Genomic DNA, 19162 nt, shown 5'->3' on the forward strand with positions numbered 1-19162 from the left:
GACAAATCAAACCAAGCAATCACTTTAGCGTCGTAAGGAGCAATGTACTTTTCGCCCTGCTTCGAGTCATAGTGCGGCTATGATGTCGTTTTTCAGCGCGTCGTCAACCCCGCCGCTGCTCCACATACGAGCAAAGCGATTCCTGATGATTTATTTAACACGGACCGCGCCTGTGCGCCGGCCAGCCATCGCCGGACACGGTTGGCCGCCATGGCGTATCCTGCCAGGATGAGGAAGACGATAACAAGGAACAGCGGCCCCAGCGTCATGAGTTGAGGCCCGACAGGCGTGTTGGCGTCGAGGAATTGAGGGAAAAACGCGATGAAAAAACCGATGATTTTAGGGTTAAGCAGGGTGACGCCCAAGCCTTGTTTGAATGGATTTTGTTTGGCGACTTCAGTCGCGCCAGACAGATCTTCCGTTGAAGACTGGCTGCAAAGCAGGCGTACTCCCAGATATACGAGATAGGCTACCCCAAACCATTTCAGCAAATTGAACGCCAACGCAGAAGTCTGCACCAACGCCCCCAAACCTGAGACAGTCAGGCACAGCAGTATCGCATCAGCGACCACCACGCCCAGACTGGTGAATATCCCCTGCCCCAGACCGCTGCGCAGCGTATTGGCGATGACCAATAGCATGGAGGGGCCTGGCGCCAGTGTGATCAGCACTGTTGCGACAATAAAACTCACTAACATTTGGTCTCTCCTTTGTTATTCCGCGCCTCTGGCTGGCATTTGCAGGCGTCAGCGCAGCAGCCCCAGATTACCGGTGAATTTATTAACGATCTTTTTGGGTCCGCAAAGGGCGACGCCCAGATACTCAAGTTCATCAGCAGGCGTGGAAAGCAACTTTTCCGCGTAGGCTTCATAGCTCTTGGTCGTCATGGTGGCGCTGGTGAGATCGATAACGGTCAATTGCGGCTCGTGCTCCTTCAATTCTTCCCGCAAGCTGCGCAGACGAACGCCTTCGGCGCGCAGTATTGGAATGGCGGTGGTGGTAATTCCCGCGCGAAGATGGCCGTTATGGTCAGGCAACGCATCGCCAATTAATTCGGGAAAGGCTTTGCCCAGCGATAGCGCCAATACGGCGGCTGTATTGGCGATAGGGCCGATCGGCAGATTGGCGTCGATGACTATGACGCACTTCAGGTCGGCGATTTCGGTATCCGTCATTCGTTGTTTCCTCAGAAGATGTGATGATTAGTCGAGAAAACTATATGCGCACGGAATAGCGATGATAATATGGGCCAATTCATTTTCACTGATCGATAGTATCGAATAATGATTGACGATTTACGCGCTCTGGCGGTTTTCGCCAAAACGGTGGAAGCCGGCTCTTTTCGCGCCGCGGCGAGTGCGCTGTCATTGTCGCCTTCCGTGGTCAGCCACCATATTTCAGGACTGGAGACACGGCTAGGCGTCGCCCTGCTCTATCGCTCTACTCGACGCCTCTCGCTCACCAGCGAGGGCGAACGTCTGTTCGAACACGCCAAGGCCATGCTGGCGGCAGCGGAGGCCGGCTTGAACGCCATCGCCGAACAGGCGGCGGAGCCGACCGGCAAGTTGAGCATCACCGCTCCCGCCGTGTTGGCGCGGGGCCCCTTTACCGAAGACATCGCCGCTTTTGCGTTGGCTTATCCCAGGGTTTCGCTGTGCATTAACTACAGCGATATCAGGCAGGACCTGATTCGCGACGGCATTGACTTGGCGATACGCATCGGCGCGATGCCCGACAGCGCCCTGAAATCGAAAAAGCTTTTCGACCTGACTCGACGTCTGGTGGCCTCGCCCCATTATCTTCAATCCAGAGCGACGCCCAGCAAACCGGAAGACTTGCTGGACTGGGAATGGATCGGACTGAAGATGCGACCGAACTATAAGTTGCTGTACAACGCCGCAGGAGAATGTCATCGCATTGACTATTCACCGCGCATTACCGTGGACAGTATTGATGCGGTTTGCCAGTTGGCCGCAGCGGGACTCGGCTTAGCCACACCGCCGGCTTTTCTGGTGGAGGAAGATCTGCGTGTCGGGCGATTATGCGATCCCCTGCCAGGCTGGAACGTCGACGCCTTGGGCGTCTATGCGCTCTGGCCGCCCAACGCCGCCAGAGAAAGCCTGACCTATCGGTTTATTCAGTTTCTGCAGGAACGCCGCCAAGCCGATGCGAACACCGGCTAAATAGACAAAAGTCTATTTCCGCCAATTACTTATTGTTGCAAATGATCAGCACACTAATATCGAGACAAGGCTCCCCCCTTTTCCATTTCCCTGAGCCTGCTTGCGCTTAATAGCGCATTATTTTTTCTCTATATTATTTGATTGTTTGTTTAAGGAAGCTCCCATGAGGAACCTGTTATTTCTGCTCGTTTGCTTAGTCTTCTCTCATTCCACCCTCGCCGCAGGCTATGCGGAGACCACGTTCAAGATCATCAACGAGCGTTTGAGTTATATGAAGGATGTGGCGCTGTTTAAAGCCCAGAAAGGCGCGCCTATTGAAGACATTGAGCGGGAGCGCGTAGTGTTGGATAAAGCCAAAGACGGCGCCGCCGGACATGGGGTCGATCCAGAGTCCGTCAGCGCTTTCTTTACCGCACAGATCTCCGCCGCCAAAGCCATTCAGTTCCGATATCGCGCCGACTGGCTGTCAGATGCTGACGCCCTGAAGCAGCCCGCCCGTGATTTGCAGGCCGAAGTACGCCCGGCGCTGTTAAAGCTGGGTGACGCGATCATTATCGCTATCGCCGATAAACTGAAAAACGAAGGTCCCTTCACAGACGCTGAACGGGACCTGTTCAATGACACGCTGACCATCGAAAACCTGTCTCAACGCGACAAAGACATGATCTTTCAGGCGCTGAAACAGATTCGTCTGCAGCAATAAACCTGCGACCAGACGCCCCCATGCAATGCGGCAATGGGGGCGTCATATCAAGCGGCCTTCCCTTATTTCTGTCCTTTGGTGATCTTGAACCAGTTCAGGTTCCAGCCGCCTGCGGGGGCGTAGATGCCGAAACGCTGCTTACCTGCTTCAAGCGTCACCTGATGCTTGATGGTTTTCCAGTTCTGCCAGCCGCCAGTATTCGGCACATCCACGCTGCCGTAAACGATATCGCCGCCGGCTTTCTCGAACTGCAGCACGCCGCCGCCATACAGACTCGCCACACGGTACTCCACGGTATACTCGCCGCTTTCCAGAATATCGACCTCCGGGTAGGACATCCAGTCATTGGCGTCGATGTAGCCGACGTTTTTACCGCCGCCGACGTCACTGGTGTTTTCCAGCTCCACACCGCTCATCACCAGATAATCTTCCGCCTGCACGGTAATGGCGTTCGGCGCCGGACCGCCTTTCTGGGTGACGTCGAACCAGTTGATATTGAACCCGCCGGACACCGCCGCCAGTCCAATTCGTTGTTCACCCGCACTCAACTGAACGTCGTGTGAAATCGTTTTCCAGTTTTGCCAACCGCCCGTGGATGGAATGTCGATAGAGCCGTACACTGGCGAACCACCGGCTTTCTCTGCTTGTAAGATGCCGCCTCCGCTCAGACTCGCCACCCGATAGGAAAGCGTGTAAACCCCATCGCTGGGCACATTAATCTTATAAGTCATCCAGTCGCCGGAATCGATATAACCGAGATTCTGACCGCCGCCAGCATCAGAAGTATTTTCCTTTTCGACGCCTTCCATTTCACAGTAGTTTTCCGCCTGCACCTTGCCGGGCACGGGGACTGATCCGCAGTCCGGACCAGGCCCTGGATCATCACCGCCAGGTATGGGATCAGAGCTTTGGATAATGGATTTCACCAGCTTACCGGAAGGCGTCAGGTTTCCATCATTCCAACCGCCGGTTCCACTAGCCCCGGGCCAGAAGGTTGAAGCGCCTTCAGCTTTGTCATTCAGCGCCCAGTTGGCGTGGCTGATGCCGTGATTGCGCATGAAGTCGACCCAGGCCCAGGTTTCACTTTCATTAACCGCGCCATCTCCGCTGGCGTCTACGGTTCCCCACTCCGTCACAAACAGAGCAATGCCGTTGTTCATGGCGTTTTGCGCTTTATCCCGCAGCCATTGTTTATGGGTTCCTGCATAAAAGTGCAGCGTATATGCGATATTGTTCCTGTTAATAGGGTCCCAAGAGGCTTCCTCTACTTCCTGGGACCACTGACGCGTGCCGACGATAATCAGGTTATCCGGGTCAATTTGACGGATGGCGTCAATCACCGACTCGGCGTAGGGCTTGATAACGCCGCTCCAGGATACGTCCAGCGGTTCGTTATAGACCTCGTAAATAACATTGTTTTTGTCGCCGTAACGACGCGCCATGTCCTGGAAAAACTCGATAGCTTCGCTCTTGTACTGGTGAGCATGGTGTGAGTGCCAGTCGATGATGACGTACATATCGTTGGCGATGGCGGCGTCCACCACGGAGATGACTTTATTGCGATTGCCTTCGCGGTCCTGTAAATAACCGCCGCCTTCATCCACACCCATGGCGGCGCGTACGATGCTGGATTTCCAGTCATTTTTGATAGCGCCTACTGCGCCGGAGTTATAAAAGCGTTCCCCTCCCCAGCCGTTGTTGCTCCAAAACAGGCTGTTGCCTCCCAGACTGACTTGGTTACCGCCACTGACCACTTTATTGCCCTGCACCGACAGCGGCGGCACAGCATGAGCCAAAGTCGCGCAGCCGAACAACAAACCAAATATGAAAACGTTTTCATTTCGACGCCAATTTTTACCGAGACGTTTTTTCAATGCACCCTCCAACAGTCTGGAAAGCCTTCTTTCTGATCTCTTGCTCATAGTGATTTCCTGGATTCTTGTTGCTGTGGGCCAGAGCCGGCATGCAGGACCCGCCTCCGGTCTCCCTGACGCCTTCCCGAAATACATCCCTTTTCTGAAGACGTTGGGGAATTTTTAAGCGAATGTGACGGCGAGGTCAATCCCCCAATTTGCTTATCGTTTTCATCCGAATGGCAAGTCCGCCATGTTTGTGGATTTGAAGAAAAAAACGAGAAGAAATCATTTTTAAGCAGCTGTCACGCACCTCCAAAGGCAGCGTGAAACCAGCCGCGCCCTGACTTAAATAACGAAAAGGTTCGGTGCTTTATCTAACAGAAACGTCGTCAAAACGACTCATTCATACGTTTCAGAATGCACAATTTCTATTCTGCTGTTGTGTCATTTTTTGAGAGTTTTTATATGAAAAGGAATATTTTTCTTGCAGGTAGCGTTCTTTTTGCTTGCGCCGTAAACGCCCAGGCAGGCGTGATCACCCACTACGATGTTGACTTCAATTCTCCCGTCCATACCTCCGGATCAACGCCAACCACCGGCTCAGGCGCTGATACGCCAACAAAAATTGTGTTTGGCTCGCCGACCATAAAAGAACGATTCGGCGCTTTGGATGATCAACCTCTGGTGTTTAATTCAACCGGCAATACGGCTCCATATCTTTACGACCAAATTGGATTTCGGCTGGGTCGCGGCTATGACAATTACAGGTTCGAATACGATATCCTGGCGTCCAACCTTATCGGCTCCGAGTATCAAATGACGTTATTGTTGGATACGCCGACGGTTCAAAATGTTTACTTGCGACCAAATGGACAGATTGGCCTGACCGGGCGCATACTCTCACCTCCCCCAGCCGCCTATTTTGAAGAAGATAGAATCCTTAAATTTGTCATCGACTTAGACCTGGCAGCATCCAGGTGGAACATTGCCGTAAACGGGTCTCACATAACCAATTCTAATTTCCAAAGTTCAGGCGGAGACATAGATAACTTCCGGTTTTCGCTTGGGAAGAAAGGGTTCAATTCCCCAAGAAACGACGATGTATCCGTCGCACTGGATAACCTCAAAGTCACCAGCTTTGTTGACGGTCCCAATCCCGTTCCTGTCTCAGAACCTGGCGCCTTTGCGTTATTTGGGATGGCCTTATTGGGCTTCTTGTCCAAACAGCGACTCAGAACTCGTCAAACCGCTTAACCGGGCAATCGAAGAGTGGCCCCGTCCACATCAGGGTTCACTCTTTGAACGCATAGAGTTCAGATCTTCGCCAGGCGAACGATTGAAAACGAACGCCGCCTTGCCTTAGAGGCGTTCGTGAGAAGAGAGAAAAGAGAGGTAAATCAGGCGTTGAGGCTTTTGAACAGCCGACGCGCTTCGGTGTAGGCGGAGCCCTGGCCGTCCACCAGCACCTTGTCCGAGCGCAGCAGGGTTAAAACCTGCTGCGGTATATTATCCTGCCCTATTTCCGCAATCAGGTTATCGATTGCTTTTCTAAATCCGTCGCGCACTTGCGCCGCCTTTTCCGGCGAGGCGTCCGTCCAGTGTATTCCCTTATCGTTATACATCGCCATTGATCCTAACAGACCGATGATTTTTTCCTGTTCTTCAATATTCATCAAACAAATCCTGGTGTCGTACTAATCAAAAACAACCTGAACTACGATAAGCGTCCGTCGCCGGAAATCTCCGTAACAATTCTCGGAAGAACGGCATTGCAGCGGAGATAAACGGACGGCTTTCATTCGTGGTCGGGCACAATATGCACTATGCTCTCTTCCTGCAAGACGCCCAACACGGTTTCCGCTAAAAAACGGGCCCTCAGTTTGGTGATTTCTTTCAGAAGCGGCTCCTGCAACGCTTGATCGATTCCCTTCACTTCCGTCGCGGCGGTTTTGACGTAAACCTCCGCCAGACTTTTCAACGCGGCAAGATGCGGTTTGATACGAGGGTCGGTCAGACTCAACTCCAGACCGTGAGCCTCATTGATCTCATGGAAGAAATAACGCAGGACGTCTTCTGGAGAAATGTTGTCCTTGCGAAAGCTGATTACTACCCCCATCGGTAACATCTCCTTACGGGTTTCGCCGTTGCTCACCTCCATTCTATGCAGATTCGCAAGCGGCTGGGAACCATGTGAGCGACTGCTCCCTCGTCTTTTGGTCTAATCCGCCTGCGTCTGATCCTGGTTTTGCGCCAGCAGCTGGTTGAGGACTGCGCCTAATCGCACTCCCGCCTGATAGAGGCGCATTTCAGCAATAGGGTATTCCCGCGCCAGCTCTTTTTTACTCCACTCTGCGCCTTGCGACGGCAGCGACTCATAGACTTTTCGGGTGATGGCGAGCGACTCATTCGCCCAGGCTTCCGCTTCCTGCAAGGATAATGCAGTGACCGTCTCTCCGCGGTGCTTGCCGCGCACTTTCTTGCCCGCCTTGCGCCAGTCCCGGGGCAAGCCCGACACAGGGATATTCACATCCCACAAGCGGTGTAAATTGGTTTCCTCGCCAGCGACGTTATAGACAACCTTGTTGCCGCCACGGTCATCTGCGTAGGACACATGCAGCGGCTGATGAATGTCGCCGACAAAGTGACCGATAAACATCAGCGCCTGCGCAGGAGTGGCCTGATAATCCGGGTGCGGCTTGCCTCTCAGGGCGTCCGCGTAGGCGTGGAGCGCCGTCAGCACACAGCCTTTGCTTTGACAATCCTTAGCCGCGGACACCTGGACGGCGGCGCGTTCGACATTCACATAGTGATAGGAGCCAGTATGTTTGAACTCTTTCTCGGACCTGACTTGATCCGGCCACAGGCAGGCTTCCGCGAAAGTGCGTTTACCGGCCTGCTGCAACAGCTTCTGCACTTGATCCCGCGCCACTGGGGACAATTCCTTCCAGGCGACATCACACACCACACGGTGTCCCAGCTCGCCCCATGCCCAGGCGAAGGTTGGCGACAACGCCAGCGCCGCTATGACGACCACCGCTCGCCAGTTAAACCGGCGTCCGCAATTTAATATTAACAGGGACAAGACTCGCTCTCCTTTAACGGCTAACTTCGCATTCATAAAACTGTTCATCATCCTGTCATAAACGGCGGATTAAGATGCCGCGATTCCGCCTGGCTGTGCGTCATCTATGAAAGTGGTACATTGGACTTACATCATTCTCGCAACAGCGCTGTTGTTTCTCGGCGCAGTGCTTCTGCCGTTGCCGATCCCTCTGGGCCTGCCGCTGATTTTTGTGGCGCTGACCATCCTGGCGCGTTATTCGCCGAAGTTCCGGGCGCGACTGCGCAAGTTATCGAGAAAGCACGCCTTTCTACGTCGTTTCACGCGACGCAAAAGGCTGGAGCAAAAACCCTGACGCTTCCATAAGTTACCGTAAAACAATACATTAGCCTAGGGTCTGTTGATGTTTTAACGTCATTGACGGACTATGAGTACGCTGGTCACCGGTTGCGTAAGAATTTCACTGCTGACACTATTTGGATATGCGTAGCGATAAAATTATTCCCCTTATCAGTTTCATAGCGATCATCCTGCTTGTTTCTTCATCGCCGGCGAGAAGCGCCGCCGTGGGCTCCCAGCTGGAGCGCTGGACCGAAGCGGTAAGGCAGACGCCATACCGATACAGCCTCAATTTTTACCGCAACCTGAGCATCATTCGCACCTGGGTTTTGCTGTCTACAGGATTTTGCGAAAAGCCTGATCGGCACATCCTGTTTGACAATCAAGGCATCTTCAAAGGCTATCTTAATAACAAGGACGATGAAGCCGCCACTCAGAACGCCATCAACCAATTGCGCAAAAAGCTCGCAGCCAAACAGAAGGAGCCCTTCTGGGCGGAAGGTTCGCTGAACGACGCCGGTTATCCTTTCGCCCTCGCCTGCGACCAACCCCACGTGGATTTAAAGGCGTCTACAGCGCGCATGATGGGGCCAGACAAAGACGTCTTGATCTGGGGCTCCTGGGATGGCCTGAAAGTCGGCGATAAAAACACGCCTGTGCCGCTGTACAAAGCCTTTATCGATATCTATGAAACACGTAAGGCCCAAGGCCGCTACAGCTTTCCCGACTCCATCATGCGGGAGATTCTCGGACAGGTCTTGATTGAAAGCGGCGGGCTGAAAAACAGCCGCTCCGTCGCCAACGCCAATGGCATCATGCAGTTGCGGACTGCTGTCTTGAAGGACTGCGGCGTGCCTAAGCAATATTACCTGCACCGCATGGCGCAGATTGATTGCGCGTTGAAACTGTATCAACAGAACCATCGCAATCTGGAGGAGCCATTCAACGCGCTGTTCGGCAAACTGCCGGAGAAGAAGCGTAACACGTTGTACGGTCTCTTGTTGATCCAAGCCTATCATGGCGGCGTTGGCCGCATAACGCGCCTGTTGAATGATGAGGAGCTCAACCAGAGCGCTCTGTACTTCAGTAGTCACCATCAAAGTTACAGCGCGGAGGATATCGCGCTGGGCATGGTGTATCACAACATGGGAAGAGACCATTTCGGACTGGCTTCGCTGTTCTATTTAGTGGACGTGGCCATCGCATCGGACAAGTTGTGCGCGCATAAGGCCTTAAAAAACCTTAAATATTGCGCCGGATGAGTTTCTAAGGTAAAAGTCAGCTTTGTCAGTGGCGATTCCCTTCGCCCCTTTTGGGGAACGATGGAAACGCAGGACCGGCAGCGACGCCGGCTGGGCAAGGCAGGGAGCAATCGAATAAAAACAATACCCTGGGGAAACCTCACACCCAATAATTAGACGCTATCATATGCGGTTGATAACTGTCCGAGCGACCAAAGAACGATGCGGTCTGCCTGCGCTTGTTTTAGCCTGCGCCAGCTCCCTCGCCCACGCCCTCGAAAGCTCGAAGCAGAGCGAAATGCTGGCGGCGGCGGAGATCTCCATGGTGGACTGGCGGTCCGACGAAATTCCGTTGGTGCTCACCCCGGCCCGGCTCAAGCAACCTCGCTCAGAGACGCCAGCGACCGTGACGGTTCTGGATGCAGAGCTATTGCACCGTCTCGGCGTGCGCAATCTGCATGAGGCTTTTCGTCTGGTTCCCGGCATGACTGTCGGCTCCGTGTCTTCTAACTTACCCTCCGTCAGCTATCATGGCACCAACGCCAACGAACAGCGGCGCCTGCAGGTGCTGGTGGATGGGCGTTCTGTCTACAACCCTAATCTGGCGGACGTGGACTGGCTCAATATTCCGGTCGCCCTGGAAGACGTCGCCCGCATTGAAATTACTCGCGGCCCCAACGCAGCCGCCTACGGCGCCAATTCGTTTCTCGCCATCGTTAATATCATTACCAAGCACCCTTATGATACTCACGGAACCTCCTTCACCTACTGGGACGGCAGTAACAGTTTCAATCGCTATCACGCCAGCTATGGCGATGGCGGAGAAAACCTCAACTATCGGATATCTGTGAATGGCAAGCAGGACGACGGCTTTGATCGCCGCGCCAATGGCGAGCCGTTTATCGACAGCTACAACCTGGACGGCATTAACCTTTCCGTCAATATGCAGGCGGGACCCAGAGACACCATCCAATTGCAGGCGGGACTGCTGAATGGCGACCACCAGTATCATCCCGATGAGAGCGATGGCCAAACCAGCATTCCCAGCGCCGACGAACGCGACCGTTTCGCCTCCGTGAACTGGCGACGGGAGGTGAACGCCAATCACTTTTTTCAGGTTCAGGCTTATGCGCACCGGCGCATCCGACGGCAGGACTGGACCAACTGCAACCACCCTATTCTGTTCAGCGACAATCTGTCCGCCCTGTATGCGGCCAATCAACGTTTTGGCTCCATCCTGATCGGCGCTGACGGCGCAACCCTGACTGAGATCCGCGCCAATATTCTCTCTGCTGGGGGCTCAGGGCTTGGCTCCACAGAAGATGACGCTATCGCTCTCGCATTGATCAATGAAATGTTCGCCAGCGCTCCTGACGACGTTGTCTGCGGTCGTATAAACCTGGACATCGCCGAAACCCGCCAGGACATCGAACTTCAGGATACTTACACCTTCTCCGATGAATTGAGGCTCGTATCTGGTCTGAGCTTTCGTAAAGACAGTTTTTACTCGGAGACTTACTTCAACGGCGGCGGAGAAAACTACTCCCAGCGGGGGTTCTTTAATCTGGAGTACCGTCCGCAACCTGCGTTCGGTTTTAACCTGGGCGGCATGGCCGAGCATGATCAAGCCAACGGCGCTTACTTCTCTCCTCGCGGAGCCATGTTCTATCACCTGACGCCAAACCAGACGCTGCGTTTGGTGGTGTCCCACGCAGTGCGCACGCCGGACACCTATGAGCAATCCGTCGCCTGGAGCTTCGTCGCCAGAGACCTGGAGCCTTCGTTAGACGGCGCAACGGAAGCCCGCAGCTTTCTCATCCGATCCCCTGGAGGGCTGGATAACGAAAAAATCGTCTCTCGCGAAATCGGCTACTACCTCAACTACCCGGAATGGGGACTGGAAGCGGACATCAAGGTGTTTCGGGACAACATGTGGGATCTCATAAGCGCCCCGTTACAATATTTCTCTTTTGAACCTGAGAACAACCTGAAGATCGAGCAAACTGGATTCGAGCTGGAAACCACCTATTCGCCGTCCTTGCGCGACACCCTCAGAGCGACCTACGCTTATTTAGATCAGGATGAGGAATACACTGGCTCCGTGACGGACTTTTATACTGCTTACACCAGCTTCGACGTCAGTCGCCTGTTCCAGATCGAGTCCCGTATGTCCGCCCGCCACAGCGGCAGTTTCGCCTGGCTGCGACGGATCAACGACAGGTTCGATGTGGCGACCGCCTATTATCTGGCTGACGCTATTGGCGACTTTGTCTATGAACGCGCCGACCTCATTGTCAGCTACCGCCGCCCCGCAGGACGCGGTCAAGTGGAGCTATCTGCAAAACTGGAGCACTATCTGAGCGATGACCCGATTATGTACCGCGACAACGTCCTGGACGACCGCACCCACCTGTTTCTTTCCGCGAACCTGAAGTTTTGAAGCGGAGACCAGGGATGGCCGGTATTCTCTCAGCGTTAACTCTCACTCTCCCCAGAGTCCATCGCCATGTGTTACTCGCCCTCCTTCTGCTGACCCTGCCAGCCACCGCTACCGCGCAGGAAAGCAAGCTGACAGTCTACGTAGCGGGACCGGAGAGAACACCGATCGCAGCCAAATTCCTTGAAGAGTTCAAGGCGTTGTCTCCGACTTCCTGGCGCGCGGAGTTCATTAGCGACGCCAACATTCCCTTTTCTACGATGGAGCGCGATTCTGTGATCCTGGCCTTGGGGGAACGGGCCTTGCAGCAGAGTCTGGCTGGCGCAAAGAATCAGCTGGTAGTCAGCTTGTTCGTCAGCCGAAGCGAATATCAAAGAGTAACGCGGAAGCAACCGGACGCAACGCCTCACACTGCCGTATTTCTGGATGCGCCGCTGCAACGTCAGGCGCGCCTGGCGCGGTTGATACTGCCCAGTGTACAGACAGCGGGAGTGCTCAGCGCCCAACCACTGACGGAGATCCCCCTCTCGCCTGTAGCCGGGCAACGCCTCAGTAATTATCCGCTATCGCAGTATGAAAGCTCTCAGCGCATGCTCAGCGCCGCCCTGGACAATACCGACTATTTACTGGGCATTCTGGACACAGACGTATTCAACGGCTCGCAGATTAAACACATACTGCTCACCGCCTACCGTCACAACCGCTTTTTAATCGGCCCCTCGCTCGCCTTCGTCAAGGCGGGGGCGCTCGCCACCACCTACTCAACCAGCGCCGATTTCGCCCGTCAGACAACGGAAATAGTGCAGCGCTATCTTGCTGACAAGCAACCTGCTCCGGCGGCTTATCCTCGCTACTTCTCCGTCGCCGTCAATGTACAGGTGGCGCGCTCGCTGAATTTAATCATTCCCGATGCCTACGAATTACAGCATCGTCTGGAAATGTCAGAGGCTGAACAATGAAACGCGGCTTTCAAGACTGGAGCGTTTACAAAAAATCCTTACTGCTCGGCTTGTTGCCCAGCGGCTTGATGTTTGCGTGTCTGGTTTTCTTCTTCACCACGGTGCGACTTAGCGAAGCCCGCACCGACCTGATCGCCCGGGGTCAACTGATCGCAGACCAACTGGCCCCTGCGGTGGAGTACGACGTGATATCCGGCAACACCGGCGCACTGGAAAAATTGCTCGGAAAGGTCGCCCAGTCGCCGCTGGTGCATCACATCGCCATCCATGACTCCTTCGGCAATTTGATGGCGGAAATCGATGGCGCCGGCCGCAAGCTGGTCGACGCGGACGAAACCCCGATTGTGCTGTCCGCAGATATTCTGCAATCGCAGATCGAACTGGAGAATGACGCGTTCGCCAGCTTCGCCAGTGAATTCCAGTTCACCACTGGTCCTTCGCGTATCGGCAAAGTGGAAGTGGCCATTACCGAAAGCGTCATTATTGAGGGCCAACATCGGATCATTTACAGCTCCTTTACTGTCGCCGCGCTGCTCATGTTCCTGAGCTACCTGCTCATTCGCAATATGGCGCGCTCCATCGCCAATCCCATTGAGCAGCTCACCGCCGGCGTGGAGCTGATCAAGAACGGCGACTACCGCACCCGCGCGCCGGATATACGGGGGCTGGAATTGAGCCGCCTGCGGGACAGCATCAACCAGCTCGCCGTCGAGCTGGAAAAGGCCAGTCTGGAACAAACCGAACACCTGGGTATGATTGAAACCGCCCGCAACGAAGCCGAAAGCGCCAGCAAAGCCAAGAGCGAGTTTCTGGCTATCATGAGCCACGAACTGCGCACCCCCATGAACGGCGTGCTGGGCATGTTGCAGTTGCTGCAGGAAACCCAACAGGATAGCGAACAGAAGGAGTACACCCATGTCGCTATGCGCTCCACAGAGCACCTGATCGCCATCATCGACGATATTCTGGACTTTTCCAAAATAGAACGAGGGCGCCTCTCCATCGACCCCATTGAGTTCAACTTACGCTCTCTGGTGGAGGAAACCCTTAACGCCTTCCGGCCTCAGGTGGAAGAAAAAGGTCTGTTGTTGCATCAGGAGTATCAAGGAGAACTGCAGGACGCGCTGGTCACCGCAGACCCCGCCCGCATCCGGCAGGTTCTGGCCAATCTGATTAATAACGCCATTAAGTTCACGGCGGAAGGTTACATCCGCATCCACGCCAACTGGGAGGAAATCGGCGCTGATAAAGTCTGTTTTACCTGCGAGGTGGAAGACAGCGGTATCGGCATTGCTCCCGAGCAACAGCGGCGTATGTTCAGCTCCTTCCAACAGGCGGATCAGTCAAGTTCAAGACGCTATGGGGGCACTGGTCTGGGTCTGGCTATCGCCAAGCGTCTGCTGGAGTTGATGGAAGGGGAAATCTTCGTGGAAAGCGAATCAGGCAAAGGTAGTTGCTTCAAATTCGCACTGACGCTGCATTATCGCCGCTCACCAGATGGTTCCGGCTGGGGTGCGTCAACAGCAGACCCTATTCCGCAATTCCATGGCGACGTTCTGGTGGTGGAGGATAATCAGGTCAACCAGAAAGTCACCTGCGGCATTCTCAATAAACTGGGAATACAAACAGAAAAAGCCGACAACGGAGAAGAGGCTTTGCAAAAAGTACGCGGAACCAGATACGACTTGATATTTATGGACTGCCAGATGCCAATCATGGACGGGTATCAGGCTACCGCCAAGATTCGCCAGATGGAGTCCCGCGCAGGACTCAAGCCGACGCCGATCATCGCATTGACGGCCAACGCCCTCGAAGGCGCCGCAGACACCTGCCGCAAAGCAGGTATGGATGGTTACCTGAGCAAACCTATCAAAAAACAGCAAATTGTAGAGTGTTTACAGACTTGGCTGGGCGATTCCGACCCTGAAAGCGCCAAGCCGGAAAACGCCGCCGCGCAAGGACATGAAGAGAGCTAACTATTATTAACATGGCGAAGTTATTGGCGTGTTAACAACCAGGCGCATGAATGCGCCTGTCCGGCGGCAAGCCGCGGAAGACAGGGCCTGACATGCGAGGCCCTGTCGTCGCAGACAAATAGAAGGAAGCTATTTTCCGCCTGATTAATGACACGCCCGCGCGAATTCCATTAGACCGGCTGCCGCATGGTGACGAACTCTTCCGCACTGGAAGGATGAATGCCGATGGTGGTGTCTAATATCGCCTTGGTGGCGCCCGCCCTAATAGCCACCGCCAATCCCTGGATAATCTCCGCCGCTTCCGGGCCCACCATGTGCGCGCCTAGGACCACATCAGTATCCCCGTCCACAATCAGCTTCATCATGGTCCGCTCCTGATTGCCGCTAAGCGTGTTTTTCAAGGCGCGGAAACTGGAGCGGAAAATTTTGATGTTAGTGTGGCTCGCCCTCGCCTCTTCCTCGGCCGGACCAATCGTGGCGACGCTGGGCTGAGAAAACACCGCCGTGGGGATACGCTCATAGTCCACCGCCACCGGGTTCTCGCCGAACAGATGGTTGGCGACATACATGCCTTCAGACAGCGCTACAGGCGTGAGCTGGTAACGGTCGATCACATCGCCAACGGCGAATATGCCGGGTACATTGGTCTGATAGTCGTCATCCACCAATACCTCGCCCCTAGAACCCAACTTGACGCCGCTCTCCTCCAGCCCTAATCCAGCTGTATTTGGCGTTCTGCCTGTCGCATGAAGCGTTAATCCAACCCGCAAGGTCGCGCCGGATTTGAGCGTCGCCAGATAAGGGGCGTCGACGTCATCCGTCTTGGCGAGAGAGACAACATCATCCTCCAAATGGAGCTGAATGCCTTTCTTGACGATCTCGTCATGTAGAAAGTCACGAATATCGCCGTCAAACTTCTTCAACAGCCGCGGACCGCGATAAACCAAATGAGTCTCTACACCAAGGCCCGCGAGTATCCCCGCGAACTCCACAGCAATATAGCCGCCACCCACCACTATCGCCTTGCTGGGTAATTGCTCCAGGTAGAACATGGCGTCGGAGTCCAGGCTATGTTCACAGCCAGGAAACTCCGGCGTAAACGACTTGCTGCCTGTGGCCACCAGAATATGCCTGGTTTGCAACACCTCGCCGTTAACTTCTACTTGTCCGGGCGCCTTAATGATTCCGCGTCCGTCAATAATTTTCACGCCGGCATTTTTGAGAAGATTCTCATAAATACCATTCAGGCGCTTGATTTCATTATCTTTATTTTCAACCAACCGTCGCCAGTTGAAAGACGGCGATCCCGCTTCCCAGCCGAACCCTTGGGCGTCATGGAAGTCTTCTCTATAGTGAGAAGCATAGACAAACAGCTTTTTCGGTACGCAACCCACGTTAACGCAGGTGCCGCCGTAGAAACGCTCTTCGATAATGGCGACTTTCGCCCCTAACTGAGCCGCGACGCGAGCCGCCCTCACGCCTCCTGAGCCGGCCCCAATAACAACTAAATCATACATTTAAAGCGCCTTATTAAGATCTTACATTAGGTGTATCAATAAACCAGCGGACAGCGCTTCAGTGGCAGGGTTTGAACAAGACCGTTTCGGTGACGTTGCCCAAACGCACTTCGCCCACTTTTTCATAGCCCAGCCCAAGATAAAAACGCAGGTAGCGCGCATTACCGGTATCCAACCCTATGCCTGAGGATAACGGACTTTCCCGGCAGATGCCTTCTATCACCTGCATCAGCATACGGCCATAACCCTTACTTTGGTATTTGGGGTGCACGCCGATAAAAGGCAAGTGGTGATGGGTGTCTTTCGGCAGACAGGCATGCACCTGTTCGTGATAATCAATAAAACGCTTGGTGGAGGACAAGCCTGCGGTGAGCATCATTCTGATGCGCCAGTTCAGTTGATCGGCGAGACTGAACCGGGCTTCCGGACTGCCAATAAACGCCACCGCCACCAGGGTATCTTCATCCACTAACCCTAAAGCATCCTGATTGTGCGCAAAATGCAGCTCCAACCCTTCACGGATAGTGGCGCGAACTCTTTGATCATAACCGGGGCGGGAGGAATCAAATAAATACTGAAAGGTAGGTTCATGGCGGTATGCGTGAAACAAAATGGACTTTGCTTCAGACAGCGCGCTTCTGTCCAAGCGCACTAAAGCAGTGTCAGCGACGAGGTCCCCAGTCATTTTTTGGTCTCCTGAGAGCTAGAAAGTATCATTATTTTTATATTTGTACTTCCAAGCGCGCTGAACAGGCGTTCTACAGGCCCAAGCCGGTTAATACCGGCCAGACGCACCGTTACCCGTGGGGGGTCTCTTCAGGCGCTTGCCGACTGTATTACTACTGTCGTTCCTTTTACTGCTCTTGCATTAAAACCACATCCCTAGTCGTTTAAATGCAGCCCAAGAGGAATGTCCCACCCCTGGGTTCGGGTTATGCAACCCGCTGACGCGTCCTTGCGTCAGTCGTTATAAATGGTCCGTTATAAAAAATCTGGCGAATTATCCGGATAGAGTTCGCAGCTTAATAAAACAGCTGCATCCCCTGATAATAAAGAGATTAAATGCTTAAAGAAAGCCTGGAAGTGACAACCCCAGGCGCATCGGCTTTGTCCACAGAGATCTGCTCAACCGCAACGCCATAGTTCTTCTCGAGCTCGCCCAGCCACAACATCAGCTGGTTGAAAGAGACCTTATCCAGCCATACATTGACCTTATCCTCTCCCCTGGGCTCAAAACGCTGCAACTCCAACCCGAACTTACGCGCGCTGCTGCCGACAGTGGACAAAAGGGACTGACCGCCGGAAATAGAACCCCGTCCAGAACCGCTTTGCCGTGAAGATGCGCGCGCGCGGGCTTCATTCTCCTTCATCCAGGTCAAAGACTCGTGAGAAGCTTCCACACTGTTCTTGGAGCTCTCAACAAAATCCTGCACCGGGGCCCATACAAACATATAAACACTGAATACCGCTACGACCAGCACCATCCACTTAAGCGCGGTCTGGTCACGCTGTGACAGGCTATAAAACCAGCTCATGCCCTTACCCACGGCGGGGATTTTTTTAAGTTGGTGCATGCTTCCCATTGCTTAGCTCCCCTTGATCGTAATTTTGCCGCGAACGCCGCTAGGCTCTTTGATTGCAGAACCAATGTCCACTTGGTAGCCGGACTGCACCAATGCCTGTTTATAGCGATCCAGTTGATCCAGAGAAGGCGCTTTCACTTCCACTGCAAGCTCTCCGCGTTGGTTGCTGAACTGGAAGTTGTTAAAGCCCATATTCTGCTTTCCGGGTTGCACGGATAGCTGATATCCGGCTTCACCCAACAATTGTAAAAAGCCTCCACCACCGGTGTTACTGGCGTTACGCAGCTTGCCTTCCATCTGCCGCTTCGGACTACTGACATTTTTTTCGTTGGGATACAGGGAACGGTACAGCTTGACCATCTGCTGGTCGTACTCTTCCGCCTGCTTCTGATACATGAATCCCTGAGTCAGATCCAGACCCACCTGTATGGCGAACCATCCCGCCGCCACTGCGGCGACCGGCCACCATTTACCAATGCCGGAGGAGCCGCCGCTTTCTTTCAGCGCATAAGGGCCCTGACACAAGTTGGCGGCATGGGGGCTATTGAAAAAAGACTCACAGAGTAAATCGAAGGAGGGGACGGAAAATGACTCTATCTGCACGATAGCGCCGTCAACATGTTCAATTTGCGCCAATAACACGCCAAGACTGTCTTTTTGGTCTTCCGGCGCCAGCACGCGAATATTCCATGTCGGCGCGTCGCCCTCAAGCTCAGATGAACCACGGCTACGCCCGCAAATCTCAAGATATGGCAGCAAGTTCTCATGATGAGTGCGCATGCACACCGAACCAGGCTGGAACAGCAAAACCTCATCGCCGTCGAACAGCACCGTTAACACGCCCTCTTCGCCGGGACACATCTGCGCATCCACATACATGCCATGTAACGGAAACTCCAAGGCGTTGGCGGCGTCAAACCAACGGTCCATCAATTCCCGACGAATCACCAGCACCGGGTACTCTTCTTTGCCGATACGCTCGCCTGTCACCAAATGCATGGATTCGACGTCTTCTGCGATGGCTTCTTCAATGGCGAAGGGCAACGCCTGCTGTACATAGCGCGCCTGCTTGGCGGCTACGTGAGCGACCGTGAAGGTGAAATGGGAGGCTGGCGCCACATACTGAACCCAGACATCCTGTAAGTCATGCTGGGCCACCAACTGCATCAGCTCTTCTGCGTCGTCAGCCCTTCCGGAACCGATCCGCTCGCCCGTGTAGCTGTACAACGCCCATTCCAGCGCTGTGGCGGCGGCCTGCGTGACCGGAATCGGTCTAACAAATAACTTGATGGTCATAATTCACACAT

The 19162-nt window shown here is 54.1% G+C and carries 18 protein-coding genes; 8 read left to right on the top strand and 10 right to left on the bottom strand.

Annotation, left to right across the window (positions count from 1 at the left end):
- Positions 1-92: 92 nt before the first annotated feature.
- On the bottom strand, positions 93-698 hold the full coding sequence (locus AC2IBB_RS19410) for a LysE family translocator (protein WP_486328408.1): 606 nt from the start codon (positions 696-698) through the stop codon (positions 93-95).
- Between the two features lie 48 nt (positions 699-746).
- The gene (locus AC2IBB_RS19415) at positions 747-1175 is read right to left on the bottom strand and encodes a DUF2000 domain-containing protein (RefSeq protein WP_486328409.1); all 429 of its coding nucleotides are present in this window, start codon (positions 1173-1175) and stop codon (positions 747-749) included.
- A 108-nt stretch (positions 1176-1283) separates the two neighbouring features.
- Here AC2IBB_RS19415 and AC2IBB_RS19420 point away from each other — a divergent pair, with 108 nt between their 5' ends.
- Together AC2IBB_RS19420 and AC2IBB_RS19425 are read left to right on the top strand one after the other, a co-directional pair.
- The gene (locus tag AC2IBB_RS19420; protein WP_486328410.1) at positions 1284-2183 is read left to right on the top strand and encodes a LysR family transcriptional regulator; all 900 of its coding nucleotides are present in this window, start codon (positions 1284-1286) and stop codon (positions 2181-2183) included.
- Positions 2184-2346: 163 nt separating this feature from the next.
- Positions 2347-2886: a chorismate mutase gene (locus tag AC2IBB_RS19425; protein ID WP_279507155.1), complete on the top strand. Its 540-nt coding sequence runs from the start codon at positions 2347-2349 to the stop codon at positions 2884-2886.
- Positions 2887-2948: 62 nt separating this feature from the next.
- Here the strand turns inward: AC2IBB_RS19425 and AC2IBB_RS19430 are convergent, their stop codons facing one another.
- The gene (locus AC2IBB_RS19430) at positions 2949-4808 is read right to left on the bottom strand and encodes a cellulase family glycosylhydrolase (RefSeq protein WP_486328411.1); all 1860 of its coding nucleotides are present in this window, start codon (positions 4806-4808) and stop codon (positions 2949-2951) included.
- A 399-nt stretch (positions 4809-5207) separates the two neighbouring features.
- On the opposite strand from AC2IBB_RS19430, the gene AC2IBB_RS19435 reads away from it, so the two are divergent.
- Complete coding sequence (locus AC2IBB_RS19435) at positions 5208-5996, top strand: hypothetical protein (protein ID WP_486328412.1); 789 nt, start codon at positions 5208-5210, stop codon at positions 5994-5996.
- Between the two features lie 143 nt (positions 5997-6139).
- Here the strand turns inward: AC2IBB_RS19435 and AC2IBB_RS19440 are convergent, their stop codons facing one another.
- The 3 genes from AC2IBB_RS19440 to AC2IBB_RS19450 form a co-directional block, all read right to left on the bottom strand.
- Positions 6140-6415 (bottom strand): hypothetical protein, encoded by a 276-nt coding sequence (locus AC2IBB_RS19440; RefSeq protein ID WP_305904688.1) that lies wholly within the window; start codon positions 6413-6415, stop codon positions 6140-6142.
- 122 nt (positions 6416-6537) lie between these two features.
- Complete coding sequence (locus AC2IBB_RS19445; protein ID WP_011397706.1) at positions 6538-6858, bottom strand: hypothetical protein; 321 nt, start codon at positions 6856-6858, stop codon at positions 6538-6540.
- Between the two features lie 102 nt (positions 6859-6960).
- Entirely contained in the window at positions 6961-7860 is a 900-nt protein-coding gene (locus tag AC2IBB_RS19450) for a S1/P1 nuclease (RefSeq protein ID WP_486328413.1), read from the bottom strand.
- Positions 7861-7930: 70 nt separating this feature from the next.
- Between AC2IBB_RS19450 and AC2IBB_RS19455 the strand changes: the two genes are divergently transcribed.
- The 5 genes from AC2IBB_RS19455 to AC2IBB_RS19475 all read left to right on the top strand — a co-directional run bounded on the left by AC2IBB_RS19455 (position 7931) and on the right by AC2IBB_RS19475 (position 14755).
- Entirely contained in the window at positions 7931-8158 is a 228-nt protein-coding gene (locus AC2IBB_RS19455; protein WP_486328414.1) for a hypothetical protein, read from the top strand.
- Positions 8159-8285: 127 nt separating this feature from the next.
- Positions 8286-9404, top strand: coding sequence for a hypothetical protein (locus tag AC2IBB_RS19460; RefSeq protein WP_486328415.1), 1119 nt, complete (start codon positions 8286-8288; stop codon positions 9402-9404).
- A gap of 166 nt (positions 9405-9570) precedes the next feature.
- On the top strand, positions 9571-11823 hold the full coding sequence (locus tag AC2IBB_RS19465; protein WP_486328416.1) for a TonB-dependent receptor plug domain-containing protein: 2253 nt from the start codon (positions 9571-9573) through the stop codon (positions 11821-11823).
- 14 nt (positions 11824-11837) lie between these two features.
- Positions 11838-12779, top strand: a complete 942-nt coding sequence (locus tag AC2IBB_RS19470) for a hypothetical protein (protein ID WP_486328417.1) — start codon at positions 11838-11840, stop codon at positions 12777-12779.
- Entirely contained in the window at positions 12776-14755 is a 1980-nt protein-coding gene (locus AC2IBB_RS19475) for an ATP-binding protein (RefSeq protein WP_486328418.1), read from the top strand. Before AC2IBB_RS19470 ends, AC2IBB_RS19475 begins: the two co-directional genes overlap by 4 nt.
- A 170-nt stretch (positions 14756-14925) precedes the next feature.
- Here AC2IBB_RS19475 and gorA read toward each other — a convergent pair whose 3' ends face one another.
- The 4 genes from gorA to gspL all read right to left on the bottom strand — a co-directional run bounded on the left by gorA (position 14926) and on the right by gspL (position 19151).
- Positions 14926-16272 carry a glutathione-disulfide reductase gene (gorA, locus tag AC2IBB_RS19480; protein ID WP_486328419.1) on the bottom strand — a complete coding sequence of 449 codons (1347 nt, stop codon included), beginning with the start codon at positions 16270-16272 and terminating at the stop codon, positions 14926-14928.
- Between the two features lie 58 nt (positions 16273-16330).
- A complete protein-coding gene (locus AC2IBB_RS19485; protein WP_486328420.1) occupies positions 16331-16957 on the bottom strand; it encodes a GNAT family N-acetyltransferase in 627 nt (208 codons plus the stop codon).
- A 373-nt stretch (positions 16958-17330) separates the two neighbouring features.
- Entirely contained in the window at positions 17331-17855 is a 525-nt protein-coding gene (gspM, locus tag AC2IBB_RS19490; RefSeq protein ID WP_486328421.1) for a type II secretion system protein GspM, read from the bottom strand.
- 3 nt (positions 17856-17858) lie between these two features.
- Positions 17859-19151 (bottom strand): type II secretion system protein GspL, encoded by a 1293-nt coding sequence (gene gspL, locus AC2IBB_RS19495; protein ID WP_486328422.1) that lies wholly within the window; start codon positions 19149-19151, stop codon positions 17859-17861.
- Positions 19152-19162: the final 11 nt, after the last annotated feature.

It is taken from the genome of Hahella sp. NS-SX17, from assembly GCF_057367735.1.